Below are 18,068 nucleotides of genomic sequence, written 5' to 3' on the forward strand. Positions count from 1 at the left end.
CCTTGGATGTGGTCCCCTTTGGGTACCGCCAGCACCGCGAGGTGATTGATGCAGTCCGGTTTGACCGTCCGCCAACCAGTACAGGTGCGGACGGCTTGTATACGATAGAGATGGTTGAGCAGATTTTACAGTCGGCTCGGACCATCGTGGGGTAATCGGAAGCGCGCAGGTCCAAGAAAGAGGGCCTACAGGGACATCTGTGGTTGGCATAGCAGACAGATAAGGACCTTGATGAAAAAGAGACCTGCGCGCTCCGCATGACACAAGGCGAAGCGGTTTCGCCTTGAACTTCCATAGGTTTCCGAAGGCGTTACAGCTTGACCGCCTTTGAGGAGAGACGATGGATGGTATCTATTTTCTGGTTGCTTTTTTAGCCAGCGTTTTAGGAAAGATCTGCGGCATGGGTGGAGGCGTGATGATCAAGCCGGTGTTGGATGCATGCCATACAGCCAGCGTTGCAGCCATTAATTTTTACTCAGGTTGTACCGTGTTGGGGATGAGCTGCTGGTCCGTCGGCAAGGCTGCTTGGAGGCGGGACAATCTACTGGATTTCCGCGTTTCCGTGCCTTTGGCCGCCGGAGCTGCCCTGGGAGGCCTATTGGGAAAAGAGATCTACTGCCAGCTGGCCAGCCTATATACAGACGCAGAGGTGATCGGCGGCGTACAGGCACTGTTCCTTTTTTTAGCAACCTTGGGGACTCTGCTCTACACCATCACAAAGGACCGCTTTCCCGCAAAACGGGTCCGGCATTGGTCCCTTTGCGTTGCCGTTGGATTGGGCTTGGGAATCCTGGGTTCATTTTTGGGAATTGGCGGAGGTCCGTTCAATATGGCTGTTTTGTATTACTTTTTTTCCATGTCCACAAAGACAGCCGCTCAGAACAGCCTATTTGTTATTTTAATCAGTCAAGGAGCGGGGACGCTCAAAACAATTCTAGCCGGGGATGTCCCGGACATCTTAATCCCCATTCTGGTTGGGATGATTCTGTGCGGGGTTGCCGGCAGCGAAGTGGGAGGTAGGCTGAACCGCAGGTTAAGCGAGGAGAATGTCACCAGGTTGTTTCAATGGTCCATGGTTCTTGTTTTAGGGATCAACCTATATAATATGTTCCGCTTCTTTGGATAGCTGCAAGCGATACCTGCCGGGAAGGAACTTCTTGGATGGCCGACTGTGGTTTGCTTTCGATCTCCAGCAGATGAACCGAGGGGGCTGCATCCCTGGTCGCTTACTTCGGAACGGTATGCACAGTATCTAAAGGATGCCTTTGATCTTTGGTACCAGCAGATCAAGAAAGGAGCGCGGCAATTCCACCAATACTTCGATAATCTATTGTTGATTTTGGATGGACAACCTCCACAAGTCTGTGCAATGGGAGGTCAATGTAGCCTGCAGTATGTGGTCGAAGCGGATGGAAGTGTCTATCCCTGTGATTTTTACATGCTGGATCACTATAAGCTGGGTAATTTCCTGACCGACACCCTGGAACAAATCGACCGGCAGCGGGAACAGCTCCGCTTTGTCGAACAGAGCCAATACCAGCCGGAGGAATGCCGGCAATGCCGTTGGTTTTCGCTCTGTCGGGGCGGGTGCCGTCGGGACCGGGATTTTTTTTCGGATGGTCTAGGCAAAAACTATCTTTGCGATGCCTACAAGTCCTTTTTTGAATATGCGTATCCGCGTTTGCTAGAGGTCTATTCTCGGCTGCTGTATTTTTCAAGATAAGCGGGCGCCAGCGCGATATATGGACGCCACGGGCAAGAATGTTACAGCAGATTGCAGAGCACATTCAAAGCCGGCGGAAACAGATCATGGGCTGGACCGGACGATGCGCGAAGGATGTGCAGGCCCATTCATGAACAGCAAGGAACAAATTGTTGCAAGTGGCAGATGTGCCGGCGCCTTCAGGTCCGGATAAAACCAGAGAACTTTGCCCACATATGCCAACCCGCCAGCTCTGTGCATTTTTCAAAGAAAAGCAGGCACTAAAAACCACCATAGAATCAGAACCCCCAGTTCGGTCTTGTACTGAACTGGGGGTTTATCATTCAGGGCAGCCACAGGCCGCAGGTGATTGAACTAGTAAACATACTCGTCCAGCCGTTTGGGAACATTCCTGCATTCTCTAAGTCGAGGGCAAGGCGTAACTCTCCTTGCTTCAACCATTTAACGCTTCCATAATTGTATGATCGGTTGGAGTTCCTGCTCGAGACATGGAGCGTCATATGCCATAATGGCCGTGAGCCTTAACGAAGGCCGGTGAGGCGTAAACAAAGCCCCGGCCGGTGTATAAGTCTCTCTGGGGCATCTGCTTCTCCTTTTTCCAGCAAGTTGTTTAGGCTTCTTGAGGCAGTCGAAATAGGAATATCACACAGTACCGCCTTGGCTCGGTGTTGCCTGGCATGTAAGAACCTTAGGGAAATCTCGCCTTCCGGCGAACGGACCACCTGGACCAGTTCTTTTTTCGGCTTGCTTTCTCCGCATCCTGCACACATACGCAGGGGGATTCGCTTTTGATGCATTTGCACATACCGCCCTTCCCGACTGTGATTTCTTAAACATACGCTGATGAATCTATATGAAAACAACCGCGGCTTGGGGAGGGATTCCCCAGCGCTATTGTTAAATGGATCGATCCACAATGTCCATTCCTCATTTTTATTCCGTTTTTAAAGATAGTCATGTCGGATACTACGAATCCAACAGGGTGGTTGACATTCCAGTTTCCTGCTATTACGTGGGGATCGAACATGTTCTTACCATCCTTTTTATATGGGTGTTTTTCCGCCTGTGAACGGATACGGTCCTGTTTGCAGCATGTATGGGCAAAATTATGAGAAAGCATCCAGTTGCATCAAATACGCCTTGTGCCAACATGTGATGTCCGTGAGAAGGGTGCTCCTTGTGTTGTTCTTCCATTAACCTTGGTAGCAGAAGCCTATGATACTCATATGTATTCGGTTTATCCTTCGGGTTCTCCACTTGTCATAACCAGCTGGATGGACAGGCATCCATTGCAAAGAGGTGAAACCAGGGATTTGGTTCTTAATCTTTCTACGCTTTCGAACCCTTGCCCTATCCGATAACGTGTTTGCTTACACCAGCCCCTTTCGCTTGCAATCCTTTTTTACCGTTCCTTTTCAACTCTCAATTTGACGTCTATGAGCCCTAGCCGCTCTATTGTAAGATCTTCACTGGGATGTAAAACAGAGAAAGGATTTCCTGGACGTCCCTTATGCTCAAATGAGGATTTACCTTCTATAAACTTTTCACTCAGTAGCAAACCACGCTGCAATCTGCGTCATCCCTCTTCTCCAATGGTTTCACTGAAACATGTTCATCCATATGCCTATGGACAATTTCCGCTCTCTCTTCTGGCGTCCATACGCTTTTATCCTATCCCTTTTTCACTGTATCCCGCTCTCTTATGAATCGTTTATTCCGAAATGAGGGAGACATCCTGGGAGTCCAGTCCCCCTTTATCTACAGATTCATGCGACGGACGATTTCCCGTCTATAAAAAGAACTCTATCCCCGACAAATTGCCGGGGATAGAGTTCTTTATTATCAAACGTTCTTGTGAAGAGGGTCACCCGAGCATTGTGTTTTTAAACGCTCCTTTTCCTCGAGAACGTTCGGGTGGGGACTTTCCAAAGCTGGTACTCTCCTTCCTTCGGGGCGACGGACACCTTTTGTGGTTCTTCTTTTGTTTCCCTTTTAGGCCGTACGTTGGCCGTTCATCCTCTGGGCGGACATCTGCGGTTGTTTAAACCGTACCAAACCAGTCCGGTTTAACGCCACCACGACGGCCGGGATAAGAATCCGCTGAATTACAATCCCGGGAATTGCATTCAAAAATGCACCCATTAGGAACATCCGCCAAGTAAAACCTTCGCTGGTAATCCCCAAGAACGCCATCTGAGCAATACCCCAGACAATCCTGCCAGCCAACATGGCGGCAACCAAACAGCGATAAAGTGCAATTACACCCTGCCAGCGGGAAAGTCCGTACACCAGCCCATAGGTCATTCGTTCAAATGCCATCGCAACTCCCGTAGGGAATAAAACCGGCGCGCCAAAGAGCGCATAACGCATCAACTGTCATTCCATATTGCCATCCGCAGATCAGGCCGCATAAGAAAACCGGGATATACATCGGAAGGAGCATGTTCCCAACCTGTGGAATTTACCCGATCAAAAACGGCAGCACCAATCCGATAGCAAGGAACAACGCTGCCAAAGTCACATTTTTTGTCGTCAGCCTGATCAATGTATTCCTTCCCTTGGAAAGGCTGTTTTGAATCTTACTTTCCAGCTATTCCCTCCCGCCAAAATAGGAACGAATGTCCTGCATTCTCCGTACCTGGCCCACATGGAAGGGGCAACGGGAGTCACAGTGGCCACACGCAATACAATCGGATGCTGTCTTTTCCAGATGGATATAGTGGTCTCTTGCCAATGTATCCCCCGCCTGCGCTAAGTCATAATATTTGTTGATGAGTCCGACATCCAACCCTGCTGGACACGGCTGACAATGGTTGCAATACACGCAAATTCCTGCCGCGTCATGCGGGGTAAACGTTCCCAAAATGGAGTAATCTCTTTCCTCTGGCGCCGCATTCAGAAATCCCAAAATGCGGTGCAGGTCGTTTTCATTACGCACGCCCGGCAGTACGGTCAATACGCCCGGTTTATCTAGCGCATACTGTATGCACTGGTATTCTGTCAACGCACGCTGAAAGGGAGACGTCTTTTCGTTCAGAAGTTGGCCCCCGCTGAACGCTTTCATCACGGAAATCCCCACCCCTTCCGCTTCACAGCGGCGGTACAGGGCCATCCGTTCATCCACACTGCCGATGGCAAACTCCCCGTGCCGGTAATCATAGGCAGGATTGATACTGAACATCATCATATCAATCAGACCAGTATCCAATACCATATTGGCAATCTTCGGCGTATGTGTAGAAAGCCCGAGGTGATGTACGACCCCCTCCTCTTTCAACTTCTGTAGAAACGTCCAGGTTCCTGCTGCACACACCTTCTCCCAATCTGCTGCTTCATCGATGCAGTGAATAAAACCAAAGTCGATATAATCGGTTTGTAGCGCCTTTAACTGCCAGTCCACCGACCGCTTGATCGTGTCCAGGTTCAGTGTCCAGCCGTACTTTCCGCTTCGATAATCCGCCCCAAAGTGAATTTGAAAGTAGACGTTTTCCCGGCAGCCAGCAACCGCTCTTCCATAGGCTGGGAAAGGTACTGCATCCGATGCCGCCATATCGAAATAATTGACACCGTTTTCAATCGCCAAACGTACAATCCTTTCAATTTCCGCTTCTCCAGCTGGTCCCAACGAACTGTTTCCCAGCCCAATGATGCTGATTTTCTCTCCACCATGTGGCAACTTGCGATATTCCATACGATTTCCTCCTCATCACAGCTCTCATTCGGTCCTCTTCGCTCTTATCTGTATACCGATTCCTCTTGGGGCGCCGCTTTGTATATACCCCCATCAAATTCCCTTTATCCCAATTCCTTCGCAAAACTGGCCATTGCCGCCGATATTTCAATCTGTTGGGGACAGACGGCCTCACAGCTCCGGCATGCGATACAGGCGCTGGGCCATTTATTCTGTGCAATTGCAGATAGTGCCATGGGTGCAATAAAACCACCCTCTGTGAAGTGGTGTTCGTTATACAGAGCAAGCAGGGATGGAATGTCCAATCCCTGCGGACAATGGCTGACACAATAGTGGCAGGCTGTACAGGGGAGTATGTTCTTCCTCACCATAGTATCTGCAATGCACAGCAATGCCTTCATCTCCTGGGGATTCAACGGTTTTTCTTCCTCAAACGTGCGGATATTTTCCTGCATCTGTTCCAGGTTGGACATGCCGGAGAGCACCATCGTCACACTGGGAATCGATTGTAGGAACCGAAATGCCCAGGCCGGGACAGGTTCCTCCGGGCGAAGATTGTGGAGTTTTTCGGTATCTTCTTTGGACAATGTAACCAATCGGCCGCCGCGCAAGGGCTCCATCACCCACACAGGGATGCCAAATTCCCGCAAAAGTTCCACTTTTGCTTGGGCATCCTGAAATTTCCAATCAAGGTAATTCAACTGAATCTGCCCAAATTCCATATCCGCCCCATATGCATGCAAAAAACGCTTCATCACGCCATAGCTGCCGTGTGCGGAAAANGTTGCATCAAATACGCCTTGTGCCAACATGTGATGTCCGTGAGAAGGGTGCTCCTTGTGTTGTTCTTCCATTAACCTTGGTAGCAGAAGCCTATGATACTCATATGTATTCGGTTTATCCTTCGGGTTCTCCACTTGTCATAACCAGCTGGATGGACAGGCATCCATTGCAAAGAGGTGAAACCAGGGATTTGGTTCTTAATCTTTCTACGCTTTCGAACCCTTGCCCTATCCGATAACGTGTTTGCTTACACCAGCCCCTTTCGCTTGCAATCCTTTTTTACCGTTCCTTTTCAACTCTCAATTTGACGTCTATGAGCCCTAGCCGCTCTATTGTAAGATCTTCACTGGGATGTAAAACAGAGAAAGGATTTCCTGGACGTCCCTTATGCTCAAATGAGGATTTACCTTCTATAAACTTTTCACTCAGTAGCAAACCACGCTGCAATCTGCGTCATCCCTCTTCTCCAATGGTTTCACTGAAACATGTTCATCCATATGCCTATGGACAATTTCCGCTCTCTCTTCTGGCGTCCATACGCTTTTATCCTATCCCTTTTTCACTGTATCCCGCTCTCTTATGAATCGTTTATTCCGAAATGAGGGAGACATCCTGGGAGTCCAGTCCCCCTTTATCTACAGATTCATGCGACGGACGATTTCCCGTCTATAAAAAGAACTCTATCCCCGACAAATTGCCGGGGATAGAGTTCTTTATTATCAAACGTTCTTGTGAAGAGGGTCACCCGAGCATTGTGTTTTTAAACGCTCCTTTTCCTCGAGAACGTTCGGGTGGGGACTTTCCAAAGCTGGTACTCTCCTTCCTTCGGGGCGACGGACACCTTTTGTGGTTCTTCTTTTGTTTCCCTTTTAGGCCGTACGTTGGCCGTTCATCCTCTGGGCGGACATCTGCGGTTGTTTAAACCGTACCAAACCAGTCCGGTTTAACGCCACCACGACGGCCGGGATAAGAATCCGCTGAATTACAATCCCGGGAATTGCATTCAAAAATGCACCCATTAGGAACATCCGCCAAGTAAAACCTTCGCTGGTAATCCCCAAGAACGCCATCTGAGCAATACCCCAGACAATCCTGCCAGCCAACATGGCGGCAACCAAACAGCGATAAAGTGCAATTACACCCTGCCAGCGGGAAAGTCCGTACACCAGCCCATAGGTCATTCGTTCAAATGCCATCGCAACTCCCGTAGGGAATAAAACCGGCGCGCCAAAGAGCGCATAACGCATCAACTGTCATTCCATATTGCCATCCGCAGATCAGGCCGCATAAGAAAACCGGGATATACATCGGAAGGAGCATGTTCCCAACCTGTGGAATTTACCCGATCAAAAACGGCAGCACCAATCCGATAGCAAGGAACAACGCTGCCAAAGTCACATTTTTTGTCGTCAGCCTGATCAATGTATTCCTTCCCTTGGAAAGGCTGTTTTGAATCTTACTTTCCAGCTATTCCCTCCCGCCAAAATAGGAACGAATGTCCTGCATTCTCCGTACCTGGCCCACATGGAAGGGGCAACGGGAGTCACAGTGGCCACACGCAATACAATCGGATGCTGTCTTTTCCAGATGGATATAGTGGTCTCTTGCCAATGTATCCCCCGCCTGCGCTAAGTCATAATATTTGTTGATGAGTCCGACATCCAACCCTGCTGGACACGGCTGACAATGGTTGCAATACACGCAAATTCCTGCCGCGTCATGCGGGGTAAACGTTCCCAAAATGGAGTAATCTCTTTCCTCTGGCGCCGCATTCAGAAATCCCAAAATGCGGTGCAGGTCGTTTTCATTACGCACGCCCGGCAGTACGGTCAATACGCCCGGTTTATCTAGCGCATACTGTATGCACTGGTATTCTGTCAACGCACGCTGAAAGGGAGACGTCTTTTCGTTCAGAAGTTGGCCCCCGCTGAACGCTTTCATCACGGAAATCCCCACCCCTTCCGCTTCACAGCGGCGGTACAGGGCCATCCGTTCATCCACACTGCCGATGGCAAACTCCCCGTGCCGGTAATCATAGGCAGGATTGATACTGAACATCATCATATCAATCAGACCAGTATCCAATACCATATTGGCAATCTTCGGCGTATGTGTAGAAAGCCCGAGGTGATGTACGACCCCCTCCTCTTTCAACTTCTGTAGAAACGTCCAGGTTCCTGCTGCACACACCTTCTCCCAATCTGCTGCTTCATCGATGCAGTGAATAAAACCAAAGTCGATATAATCGGTTTGTAGCGCCTTTAACTGCCAGTCCACCGACCGCTTGATCGTGTCCAGGTTCAGTGTCCAGCCGTACTTTCCGCTTCGATAATCCGCCCCAAAGTGAATTTGAAAGTAGACGTTTTCCCGGCAGCCAGCAACCGCTCTTCCATAGGCTGGGAAAGGTACTGCATCCGATGCCGCCATATCGAAATAATTGACACCGTTTTCAATCGCCAAACGTACAATCCTTTCAATTTCCGCTTCTCCAGCTGGTCCCAACGAACTGTTTCCCAGCCCAATGATGCTGATTTTCTCTCCACCATGTGGCAACTTGCGATATTCCATACGATTTCCTCCTCATCACAGCTCTCATTCGGTCCTCTTCGCTCTTATCTGTATACCGATTCCTCTTGGGGCGCCGCTTTGTATATACCCCCATCAAATTCCCTTTATCCCAATTCCTTCGCAAAACTGGCCATTGCCGCCGATATTTCAATCTGTTGGGGACAGACGGCCTCACAGCTCCGGCATGCGATACAGGCGCTGGGCCATTTATTCTGTGCAATTGCAGATAGTGCCATGGGTGCAATAAAACCACCCTCTGTGAAGTGGTGTTCGTTATACAGAGCAAGCAGGGATGGAATGTCCAATCCCTGCGGACAATGGCTGACACAATAGTGGCAGGCTGTACAGGGGAGTATGTTCTTCCTCACCATAGTATCTGCAATGCACAGCAATGCCTTCATCTCCTGGGGATTCAACGGTTTTTCTTCCTCAAACGTGCGGATATTTTCCTGCATCTGTTCCAGGTTGGACATGCCGGAGAGCACCATCGTCACACTGGGAATCGATTGTAGGAACCGAAATGCCCAGGCCGGGACAGGTTCCTCCGGGCGAAGATTGTGGAGTTTTTCGGTATCTTCTTTGGACAATGTAACCAATCGGCCGCCGCGCAAGGGCTCCATCACCCACACAGGGATGCCAAATTCCCGCAAAAGTTCCACTTTTGCTTGGGCATCCTGAAATTTCCAATCAAGGTAATTCAACTGAATCTGCCCAAATTCCATATCCGCCCCATATGCATGCAAAAAACGCTTCATCACGCCATAGCTGCCGTGTGCGGAAAACCCTAAGTGGCGGATTCGCCCAGCCTGTTTTTGTTTCATCAGATACGCAAAGATCCCGTATTTCGGATTTAAATATGCGTCAATATTCATTTCACAAACATTGTGGAATAGATAGAAGTCAAAATAGTCCACACCACATTTTTCTAACTGCTTTTCAAAGATTTCTTCCACTTTATCCATATTGGCTAGGTCATAACCCGGAAATTTGCTTGCTAAGAAATAGCTCTCCCGCGGATATTTCTGTAAGAGGCGCCCCAGCACCAACTCCGATTGGCCGTTGTGATAACCCCACGCTGTGTCATAATAGTTGATCCCGCTCTCCATAGCGTACGCCACCATCTGTTCCGCTGCCGCCTCATCGATTCGGGAATCGTCGCCATCGATCACGGGCAGGCGCATTGCGCCCATGCCGAGGGCAGAGAGTTTCCATCCCTGAAAGCTCTTATATAGCATCATCCACCCACTCCTTTTCCATCCAGCCGGCAGAAACCTTCTGTTTCCACCCTCTAATGTTGCCCCGATTATACCCCTTGGAGTGCACTCTAAGTCAAGTATTTTAGGCCATCTTTTAAAGATAAATTCTGTTTTCCTCACATGTACACCATATTATAAGGTTTTGTCTCATTTCGCTCTTTAAGCGAAACTTTGTTCTTGTTCTTTTTTACCCGAAGTGGTAGAATAGAAAAAACCGATTCGATGGAGGCACCCTATGGAACAGCAGACCTTATTTGAAAAGCAAGGCATGGACCGCCCCTTGGCCAGCCGCATGCGGCCGCATACTCTGGAGGAATTTGTCGGACAAGAACACCTACTGGGACCGGGTAAAATTTTACGGCAGCTGATCGACCAGGACCGCATTTCCTCCATGATTTTCTGGGGTCCTCCTGGGGTGGGAAAGACCACTCTGGCACGCATCATTGCCGGGCGGACACATGCCAATTTTATTGACTTCAGCGCAGTGACCAGCGGTATCAAGGAAATTCGGGAAGTGATGCAACGGGCTGAGGAAAACCGGCGTTTTGGGGAACGGACGATTCTGTTTGTGGATGAAATCCATCGCTTCAATAAAGCACAACAAGATGCCTTCCTCCCATTCGTGGAGCGTGGCAGCATTGTACTGATCGGCGCCACCACGGAAAACCCTTCCTTTGAGGTCAATTCGGCGTTGCTTTCCCGCTGCAAGGTATTCGTTCTACAAGCGCTAACCACGCAAAACTTGGAGGTCCTCCTTCGCCATGCACTGGAGGACACCCGCGGGTTTGGAGGGGAATCCATATCCATCTCAGAAGAGTTGTTGTCGGCAATCGCCCATTTTGCGAATGGCGACGCGCGCACGGCTTTAAACACCCTGGAAATGGCGGTCTTAAATGGGGAACGCACATCCGAAGGTGTAACCGTAGAGGCGGACATTTTGAGGCAATGCCTCTCAAGGAAGTCCTTGCTTTATGACAAAAATGGGGAGGAACACTATAACCTGATCTCTGCACTGCATAAATCCATGCGAAACAGCGACCCGGATGCTGCCATCTACTGGTTAGCTCGTATGCTGGAAGGCGGGGAGGACCCGCTTTATATCGCGCGGCGGCTGATCCGCTTTGCCAGCGAAGATGTGGGAATGGCCGACAGCCGTGCCATTGAAGTCGCTACAGCCGTTTATCAGGCGTGCCATTTTATTGGGATGCCGGAATGTTCCGTCCATTTGACCCATGCGGTAACGTACCTCTCCCTCGCGCCAAAGTCGAATTCGTTGTATATGGCTTATGAATCCGCCAAACGGGATGCACTGGAAAGATTGGATGAACCTGTCCCCCTCCAAATTCGCAACGCCCCTACCCGTCTGATGAAGGACCTTCACTATGGGCAAGGGTACCAATACGCCCACGATACAGAGGAAAAACTCACTTCCATGCAATGCCTTCCAGATTCTTTGGAAGGACGGACTTACTATATCCCAACCACACAGGGTTCTGAAGCGCGTGTACAGGAACGCCTACGACAAATCAAACAGTGGCGGGAACAAAAACGTCGGGAGGAAGAAGCGGGCGGCGATGGAACCAAGTGAATAGGATGGATTTTTCTTGCCAGCGCCGCGACCGGCTGTTCTGAGAAAAGCAACTGTCCTCCAAAAAGGATTGTTTACAGGGCTCCAAAAGTAAGCGCACGCTCTGATACAAAGCGCTCTGGACACCCCAACCCTGGCCGGTTGGTTAAATACATGCGCTTTTTAGCCGGATACTCGGATTGTCCTTCCATTGACTTCCCATCGCGTTTTTATCGTTTCTTCCTTGGATTTGCTGAAATGACAAGGCAACCATTTGAAAATCATCGATGGGGCAAAGAAAGTTACATGAATGTTGTTATCCAAATACAGGCCGTATCTGGCCACAAACAGTTCGATTTTCAGGGGTTCAATCCAGGAGATCTCCACGCGCTACGGAGCATTTGGTTTCGGAAATCTTTTCAGGTCTTACGTTTTGCCTTGCCGGGCGGGACTGCCTCTGGTTTGTCAGCCTTTGGGCCGTATGTTTTGTTTTCAAGGTTTTTGTGCACTTCATAGGGTTACAGGAAGAAAGATTTTCCTCCTATTATTGACAAATAAATCCTGTCTTTGGTATGATAAGAAAAGATTATGCCATAGCAAAAGCTGCTCTGATGGAGCGGCTTTTTTCGAACCATAAGTTAGCTAAGGCTAACTTATGGTAATTTTTCTTTCATCGAAGGGGATACCCACCCTTTCGTGCATAAACAGGTTCCGTTCCTTCTTCACTTTTTCTGCCCAGAAATAACAAGGGAGGTGCATCCACATGCTTGCTGAATATTCCGACGCATGGGCTAGTTCGCAAATGTACTCAGAAGAAATATACCGTTGTTCCCCCACAATCGGAGTGATTGTCCGGGAGTATTGTCTGGCCCAATATGAAGCCTCATACCCCGCGGGGATGCAGCCTGCACACCTTGAAGGGATCTTTTGTCAATCCGGCCAGCTTCAGGTGACAACCGCACAGGGAACCGTGACGACTGTGGAGGCCGGAGAACTTCTACTGGTCACTGATGCCGCTGCGGTCCGTAACTTTTCTTTTGACCGCGGCTGTTTTCGTTGCATCGCTGCTTTTTTTGACCATTCTGCCGCAGGGGAGTCCTTTGCGCGTGCCTGCGCACTGCTATCAGGAAGCCCCCTGCATTTGGAACAGGTGCAGGCATTGCTCAACGCTCACGATGGATGTACCGTAATCCGGAACACCACTTGGGGCGCCTCCTGCCTGGCATCCCTCTGCCAGCTTTCCAAGGAGCAGCGGGGCGCTTACTTTCTTCTGAAACTTTGGGAATTGTTCTATCTATTGTGTAGCTGGCAGGCTGCGGGAACCGTTCCCCACGAAACCGGATACTGCGACCATTATCAGGCAGACGTTGTCCGTAGCGTTCATGACTATATGCTGGCTCATTTTGACCAACATCTGACGGTACAGGAACTCGCCCGGCGGTTTCAACTGTCCCCGACCTTTCTGAAAAACTGTTTTCGCCGTCTTTATGGAACCCCTATCCACGCCTACCTCAAGCATTATCGTTTACAAACAGCAGCCCGTCTGCTGTGCACAACCTCTGAAAGCGTGTTGGCCGTGGCATCCTCTGTGGGTTATACTGGTACCAGCCAATTCGGGACTGCTTTTAAAGAGTACTACCACATGACTCCGGCACAATACCGAAGGTTATATCATCAAAAAAATGTCCAAAACCGGTGAGTTTTGTCTATTTCCGGCGGCAATTTCAGATAGACTGTGTTATATTTGAATTTCAAATGAATGCCGTGCGCTAGGAGGTGTCCAATTTGAAGCAGCACAAATTCTGGGCTTGGGGCGCTGTCATCTGTATGGTGATGGTTATCATCACAGGCTATCGGCACAAATAATACTGGAGGAATTGCCTTATGAACATTTATCAAAAGATCGCATTATTCGTGGGCGGCGCACTGTTTGGCTCCGCCGGTATCAAACTGCTGAGCAGCAAGGATGCCAAAAAAGCCTATACCCACGCCACGGCAGCAGCACTGCGCGTCAAGGAATCCGTAATGGGTACCGTTACTTCGGTTCAGGAGAATGCGGCGGACATTCTGGCCGCAGCTAAGGATATCAACGAGCAGCGCGCTGCACAGGAAGAGATTGTGGAAGATACGTCCACGGAAGCAACTGAGGCTTGATGCGGGCAAATCTGCTGTCCGTTCTATAACAAATAAAAGAGGGTCGCGGTTGCGGCCCTCTTTTCCTTGTCGGAGGTCAACTATGAAATTTCAAATTATGCATGAAAGCAGTGGGCGCATGCGTATCCGCTGCTGCCAAAATCGGATGACATTGGAACAGGCGGATCTCCTGGAAGCATACCTTCAGCATATCACTGGAGTGCGGCAGGCGGTGGTCCATGAACGGACCTGCTGTGCTGTTATTTATTATCAAGACACCCGTGCGGATCTGCTGCAACAGATCAGCCGCTTCTCCTATGACGCCGAGAGCATCGCCGATCTCGCTCCTCTGCACAGCGGCCGGGCACTCAACCGCGCTTACGAGGAAAAATTGGTGGGGCGGGTTGTCTTTAAGGCCATCCGTTCCCTCTTTTTTCCCGCACCTTTGCGAATCGCCTACACGCTGTGCCGGTCGATTCCCTATCTCCTTCGCGGTATCAAATGTCTTTTCCAGGGAAAGATGCGCGTGGAACTGTTGGATGGGCTATCTATTGGAATCTCCATGATCCGCCGCGATTTTTCGACTGCCAGTTCGGTAATGTTTTTGCTGGGACTTGGCGAGCTCTTGGAAGAGTGGACCCACAAAAAGTCTGTGGATGATCTGGCCCGCTGCATGTCTTTGAACATTGACCGCGTGTGGCTTAAGACATCTTCCGGGGAAATTCTGGTACCCTTAAATCAAGTTAAGGCCGGCGACCGCATTTCCGTGCGTATGGGTGGTCTGATCCCCTTAGACAGTACCATCGAAGAAGGCGAAGTAATGGTCAATCAGGCATCCCTCACCGGAGAATCCATTCCTGTCCCGAAACGTCCCGGCACAGCCGTCTACGCCGGCACTGTGGTGGAAGAGGGCGAGTGTGTGCTCCGTGTGACCCAACAATCCGGAGAAAGCCGTTACGATAAAATTGTTGCCATGATTGAGCAGTCTGAAAAACTGAAATCTGCTGCGGAAAGCAAGGCATCCAATTTGGCCGATAAGCTGGTGCCCTATACCCTGTTTGGGAGTGTCCTGGCCTATTTATGGACCCGGAACGTCACCCGCGCGTTGTCTGTTCTGATGGTCGATTTCTCCTGTGCGTTGAAGCTGGCCATGCCCTTGGCTGTGCTTTCCGCCATGCGTGAAGCCAGCAGTTATCATGTAACTGTGAAGGGCGGAAAGTACTTGGAGGCCGTCGCCAAAGCGGATACAATTGTCTTTGATAAAACCGGTACTCTGACCTACGCCTGCCCGGTCGTCTCAGAGGTGATTCCCTTTGGCGGCCACAGCGAGGAGGATATGCTCCGGTTGGCGGCCTGCCTGGAAGAGCATTTCCCCCATTCTATGGCCAACGCTGTGGTACAGGCTGCCCGAGATCGCGGCCTTTCCCACGAGGAAATGCATTCCCAGGTGGAATATTTGGTGGCCCACGGAATCGCCAGTACGGTCGGAAATGAACGTGTGGTGATCGGCAGCGCACATTTTGTCTTTGAAGACGAGGCGTGTGCCATTCCGAATGGCGACCAACCGCGCTTTGGCGCGCTTCCAGAGCAGTACTCCCATCTGTACCTTGCCATTGGCGGACAGCTGGCCGCTGTCATTTGTATTTCCGATCCCCTTCGTACAGAGGCTGAAGCGGTCATCAATGCCCTGCGCCGCCTGGGGATTCAAAAAACCGTTATGCTCACCGGAGACAGTGAGCGAACCGCAGCAGCCATTGCCGCCCAAGTCGGTGTGGACGAATACCATTCCGAGGTCCTTCCTGAGGACAAAGCTCGATTTGTAGAAGCAGAGCGTGCACAGGGGCACACGGTGATCATGCTGGGCGACGGCATCAACGATTCCCCTGCGCTATCCGCTGCAGATGTAGGCATTGCCATCAGCGACGGTGCAGCAATTGCACGGGAAATCGCCGATATTACAATCGCAGCCGACGACTTGTTCGAACTGGTCAACCTGCGTATGATTGCTAGCAGCCTGATGCGCCGGATTCAATCGAACTACCGCTTTGTCATTGGATTCAACGGCGGTTTGATCGGTCTCGGTGTTGCAGGCGTCCTTCCTCCTGCGACCTCAGCCATGCTGCACAATCTGTCTACATTGGGCGTCAGCCTGCGCAGCATGACCAATCTGCTGGAATAAAAAAACACCGGCAACCGCTTCCAAAACATCTCATAAGTCAAGCAACGCGCTTTTTCAGGAAATGTTGCCTGCACAATGCACACAGAATACCATTGAGTATGGTTCTTTCGAAGATACCTGGCTGTCGCCCGAAAATGGCAGACGGACAAACGGCGTCCCTCCCTTTCAAAAGGTAGATGGACGCCGTTTGTCCGTCTTTCTTCATTTCTTACTCGACTTGGTTCCCGTTACAGTTCCTCCTGGGGAAGCTTTACCAGTTCGAACGAGGGGGTATGATGCCCATGCGAACCACAATGCCCACAACCTTTGCACTGGGGTCCACAGCCGCATGTCTTTCGAAGATAACCATCGTACTCCAAGGATTCCACCTGCTTTTGGACCTCTTCTTGCGGTTTTTGCAAGGAATCTGCCAGATCCTTTACGGACCAGGCGCGGCCCTCCTCCAACAGTTCCATGAGTTTATCCATCTTATTCACCCCCTCGTGCATTGAATAAATTCCTATCCAAAATAAGGCCATCTCTAAAAGAACGTATAAAACCATCTACATTTTGCGCTTCACCGTCCTTAAATCGCCTCTGTGTATTCAAACGTCGCATCCCATCTATTCCATCTAGGCACGATTCCCGTCTAAGCCGAGGAACTATATCACCCCTATAAGGACTTGATACCATCCAGCCCCTTAGAAGCACTGTATCACTCATTTTTGCATCGCTTGTCCTGTCACCCGTAAACAGGTCCCATCTTTTTGGCCAAGCCCGGTTCCTTTTTAGGTGCCTGTATAACCAGCTGTTCTACTCAATACTGGAAGCGTTACCCTTTACTCTCCCCACAAAGCAGGAGATTCGTATTTTGCTACAGTATGCAAGATAAAAGATGCACAAAAGTTAGCTAAAGCTAACTTTTGTGCATAAAAATTTCTATTTCTCTTCACGCGCTTCTGACTGTCCCGGTTGTACCGAAAGGACCAGATACCCTGCCTTTTGGACCACCTCGCGTAAGGTATCCTCTGAAAGTACCTGCTTTGTCCGTACAATGGCCTTTCGAGAATCAAGATCCACCTGGGCCCAAACACCATCCAAGTTGTTGAGCGCATTTTCTACCCGCCTCACACAGTTTGAACATGTCATCCCATCAATCGTCAGAACCGTTTCATACGGATAATGGCTTTTATCCCGATCCGCCACCTTCACCTTCTTGACGGGCGGTTCATGTTCGCCACAACAGCCACCCCCTTGACGAAGTTTCCGGACATAGCTATAGACACCATAAATACATGCCAATGCCAGTAAGACCGGAATAATAATGTTGACCATTTCTAAAGCCCCCTCAGTTAGTCTCTGCTAATTAAAGTAGCACAAAAAACCTATTCTGTCAATGTGGCTTCGCCGCCTTTATCCCTTGACAAAACAGAAATCAAAGCTACAATGAATAGTGAAACGGGATCTATACCGGTTGCCACCGCAGGGAGGGTTTTGTGCCAAGGGATAAAAGCGCCAGCTTTGCCAGAATTGTCCCCGCAGCAAAAGCTGAATTCCTGAAAAAAGGGTTTGCAAAAGCTTCCATGCGATCCATCGCGGAAGCTGCTGGAATGACATCGGCTGGATTATATCGCCATTTTGCAGATAAAGAGGCCGTGTTCGCCTCCTTGGTAGAACCATTGCTCTCTAAATTGGACCAAGTTTACCAAACCATCAAGGAACGGGACTATGAGCTGTTGGTTGTGAAACAGCTGGACGAAATGTGGGCTAGTAATGCAGAAGTGATCTATTTCCTCGATTTGATTTATGACCATTTCGATGCGTTTAAATTGTTGCTCTGCTGATCTTCCGAAACCAAATACGAAAACTTTATCCATGATTTCGTCGTTTTGGAGCAAAAAGAGACCGTGCAGTTCATGGAAGCAGCGCGCAAATGCGGCGTACCCGTCCGTACGATCGATGAACGGGAGCTTCACCTCCTTCTCAGTGCATATTCCACGGCTCTGTTTGAAGTGGTCGTGCACGATTTTACGAAGGAAGAGGCAGCACACTACCTGACTACGCTTCGTCAGTTTTTCTATCCGGGTTGGAGAACGGTCTTGGGGCTCTGAAGAGCCTCTCTTTTTTCGCCCTTTGTTAGCTGTAGCTAACTATCAACATTCTTTTTTGTGAAATGGTTTGTATGCCGA

The 18,068-nt window shown here is 49.9% G+C and carries 16 protein-coding genes and 1 pseudogene; 8 read left to right on the forward strand and 9 right to left on the reverse strand.

Annotated elements, in window-relative coordinates:
• Positions 1-340: 340 nt before the first annotated feature.
• Both B9Y59_RS13835 and B9Y59_RS13840 read left to right on the forward strand, forming a co-directional pair.
• Complete coding sequence (locus B9Y59_RS13835; RefSeq protein ID WP_085534163.1) at positions 341-1,126, forward strand: sulfite exporter TauE/SafE family protein; 786 nt, start codon at positions 341-343, stop codon at positions 1,124-1,126.
• Between the two features lie 45 nt (positions 1,127-1,171).
• Positions 1,172-1,723 (forward strand): SPASM domain-containing protein, encoded by a 552-nt coding sequence (locus B9Y59_RS13840; RefSeq protein WP_085534161.1) that lies wholly within the window; start codon positions 1,172-1,174, stop codon positions 1,721-1,723.
• Positions 1,724-2,414: 691 nt separating this feature from the next.
• Here B9Y59_RS13840 and B9Y59_RS16310 read toward each other — a convergent pair.
• From B9Y59_RS16310 to B9Y59_RS13875, 7 genes and pseudogenes are all read right to left on the reverse strand, one after another.
• Positions 2,415-2,520: pseudogene (locus B9Y59_RS16310) on the reverse strand (YlxR family protein); the annotation flags it as partial.
• 1,195 nt (positions 2,521-3,715) lie between these two features.
• Complete coding sequence (locus B9Y59_RS16660) at positions 3,716-4,042, reverse strand: hypothetical protein (protein WP_330395908.1); 327 nt, start codon at positions 4,040-4,042, stop codon at positions 3,716-3,718.
• A gap of 271 nt (positions 4,043-4,313) precedes the next feature.
• On the reverse strand, positions 4,314-5,414 hold the full coding sequence (locus B9Y59_RS13855) for an aldo/keto reductase (protein WP_085534180.1): 1,101 nt from the start codon (positions 5,412-5,414) through the stop codon (positions 4,314-4,316).
• A gap of 104 nt (positions 5,415-5,518) precedes the next feature.
• Positions 5,519-6,268: an aldo/keto reductase gene (locus B9Y59_RS13860; RefSeq protein WP_085534182.1), complete on the reverse strand. Its 750-nt coding sequence runs from the start codon at positions 6,266-6,268 to the stop codon at positions 5,519-5,521.
• A 798-nt stretch (positions 6,269-7,066) separates the two neighbouring features.
• Complete coding sequence (locus B9Y59_RS16665) at positions 7,067-7,393, reverse strand: hypothetical protein (RefSeq protein ID WP_330395908.1); 327 nt, start codon at positions 7,391-7,393, stop codon at positions 7,067-7,069.
• Positions 7,394-7,664: 271 nt separating this feature from the next.
• Positions 7,665-8,765, reverse strand: a complete 1,101-nt coding sequence (locus B9Y59_RS13870; RefSeq protein WP_085534180.1) for an aldo/keto reductase — start codon at positions 8,763-8,765, stop codon at positions 7,665-7,667.
• 104 nt (positions 8,766-8,869) lie between these two features.
• Entirely contained in the window at positions 8,870-10,000 is a 1,131-nt protein-coding gene (locus B9Y59_RS13875) for an aldo/keto reductase (protein WP_085534669.1), read from the reverse strand.
• A gap of 256 nt (positions 10,001-10,256) precedes the next feature.
• Between B9Y59_RS13875 and B9Y59_RS13880 the strand changes: the two genes are divergently transcribed.
• The 4 genes from B9Y59_RS13880 to B9Y59_RS13895 all read left to right on the forward strand — a co-directional run bounded on the left by B9Y59_RS13880 (position 10,257) and on the right by B9Y59_RS13895 (position 15,900).
• Positions 10,257-11,609: a replication-associated recombination protein A gene (locus B9Y59_RS13880; RefSeq protein ID WP_085534184.1), complete on the forward strand. Its 1,353-nt coding sequence runs from the start codon at positions 10,257-10,259 to the stop codon at positions 11,607-11,609.
• Positions 11,610-12,351: 742 nt separating this feature from the next.
• On the forward strand, positions 12,352-13,287 hold the full coding sequence (locus B9Y59_RS13885) for a helix-turn-helix domain-containing protein (RefSeq protein WP_085534186.1): 936 nt from the start codon (positions 12,352-12,354) through the stop codon (positions 13,285-13,287).
• A 185-nt stretch (positions 13,288-13,472) separates the two neighbouring features.
• Positions 13,473-13,742 (forward strand): DUF6110 family protein, encoded by a 270-nt coding sequence (locus B9Y59_RS13890; RefSeq protein ID WP_085534189.1) that lies wholly within the window; start codon positions 13,473-13,475, stop codon positions 13,740-13,742.
• 82 nt (positions 13,743-13,824) lie between these two features.
• Positions 13,825-15,900: a heavy metal translocating P-type ATPase gene (locus B9Y59_RS13895; RefSeq protein ID WP_085534191.1), complete on the forward strand. Its 2,076-nt coding sequence runs from the start codon at positions 13,825-13,827 to the stop codon at positions 15,898-15,900.
• Between the two features lie 227 nt (positions 15,901-16,127).
• On the opposite strand, the gene B9Y59_RS13900 is transcribed toward B9Y59_RS13895, so the two are convergent.
• Both B9Y59_RS13900 and B9Y59_RS13905 read right to left on the reverse strand, forming a co-directional pair.
• On the reverse strand, positions 16,128-16,367 hold the full coding sequence (locus tag B9Y59_RS13900) for a FeoC-like transcriptional regulator (RefSeq protein ID WP_054324526.1): 240 nt from the start codon (positions 16,365-16,367) through the stop codon (positions 16,128-16,130).
• A gap of 451 nt (positions 16,368-16,818) precedes the next feature.
• Entirely contained in the window at positions 16,819-17,214 is a 396-nt protein-coding gene (locus B9Y59_RS13905; protein WP_085534194.1) for a cation transporter, read from the reverse strand.
• A gap of 161 nt (positions 17,215-17,375) precedes the next feature.
• Between B9Y59_RS13905 and B9Y59_RS16315 the strand changes: the two genes are divergently transcribed.
• Together B9Y59_RS16315 and B9Y59_RS16320 are read left to right on the forward strand one after the other, a co-directional pair.
• A complete protein-coding gene (locus tag B9Y59_RS16315; RefSeq protein ID WP_242967328.1) occupies positions 17,376-17,723 on the forward strand; it encodes a TetR/AcrR family transcriptional regulator in 348 nt (115 codons plus the stop codon).
• 63 nt (positions 17,724-17,786) lie between these two features.
• On the forward strand, positions 17,787-17,990 hold the full coding sequence (locus B9Y59_RS16320; RefSeq protein WP_242967329.1) for a hypothetical protein: 204 nt from the start codon (positions 17,787-17,789) through the stop codon (positions 17,988-17,990).
• Positions 17,991-18,068: the final 78 nt, after the last annotated feature.

Origin of the sequence: Anaeromassilibacillus sp. Marseille-P3371 (assembly GCF_900169665.1) — a bacterium.
In the GTDB taxonomy this organism is placed as follows: domain Bacteria; phylum Bacillota; class Clostridia; order Oscillospirales; family Acutalibacteraceae; genus Anaeromassilibacillus.

Bases quoted from the DNA above. Each gene is read 5' to 3' on its own strand.
- B9Y59_RS13890 (WP_085534189.1), top strand. From the start codon at position 13,473: ATGAACATTTATCAAAAGATCGCATTATTCGTGGGCGGCGCACTGTTT.
- B9Y59_RS13905 (WP_085534194.1), bottom strand. From the start codon at position 17,214: ATGGTCAACATTATTATTCCGGTCTTACTGGCATTGGCATGTATTTAT.
- B9Y59_RS13870 (WP_085534180.1), bottom strand. From the start codon at position 8,765: ATGGAATATCGCAAGTTGCCACATGGTGGAGAGAAAATCAGCATCATT.
- B9Y59_RS16665 (WP_330395908.1), bottom strand. From the start codon at position 7,393: ATGGCATTTGAACGAATGACCTATGGGCTGGTGTACGGACTTTCCCGC.
- B9Y59_RS13835 (WP_085534163.1), top strand. From the start codon at position 341: ATGGATGGTATCTATTTTCTGGTTGCTTTTTTAGCCAGCGTTTTAGGA.
- B9Y59_RS13895 (WP_085534191.1), top strand. From the start codon at position 13,825: ATGAAATTTCAAATTATGCATGAAAGCAGTGGGCGCATGCGTATCCGC.
- B9Y59_RS13875 (WP_085534669.1), bottom strand. From the start codon at position 10,000: ATGCTATATAAGAGCTTTCAGGGATGGAAACTCTCTGCCCTCGGCATG.
- B9Y59_RS13885 (WP_085534186.1), top strand. From the start codon at position 12,352: ATGCTTGCTGAATATTCCGACGCATGGGCTAGTTCGCAAATGTACTCA.
- B9Y59_RS16660 (WP_330395908.1), bottom strand. From the start codon at position 4,042: ATGGCATTTGAACGAATGACCTATGGGCTGGTGTACGGACTTTCCCGC.
- B9Y59_RS13900 (WP_054324526.1), bottom strand. From the start codon at position 16,367: ATGGATAAACTCATGGAACTGTTGGAGGAGGGCCGCGCCTGGTCCGTA.
- B9Y59_RS13855 (WP_085534180.1), bottom strand. From the start codon at position 5,414: ATGGAATATCGCAAGTTGCCACATGGTGGAGAGAAAATCAGCATCATT.
- B9Y59_RS13880 (WP_085534184.1), top strand. From the start codon at position 10,257: ATGGAACAGCAGACCTTATTTGAAAAGCAAGGCATGGACCGCCCCTTG.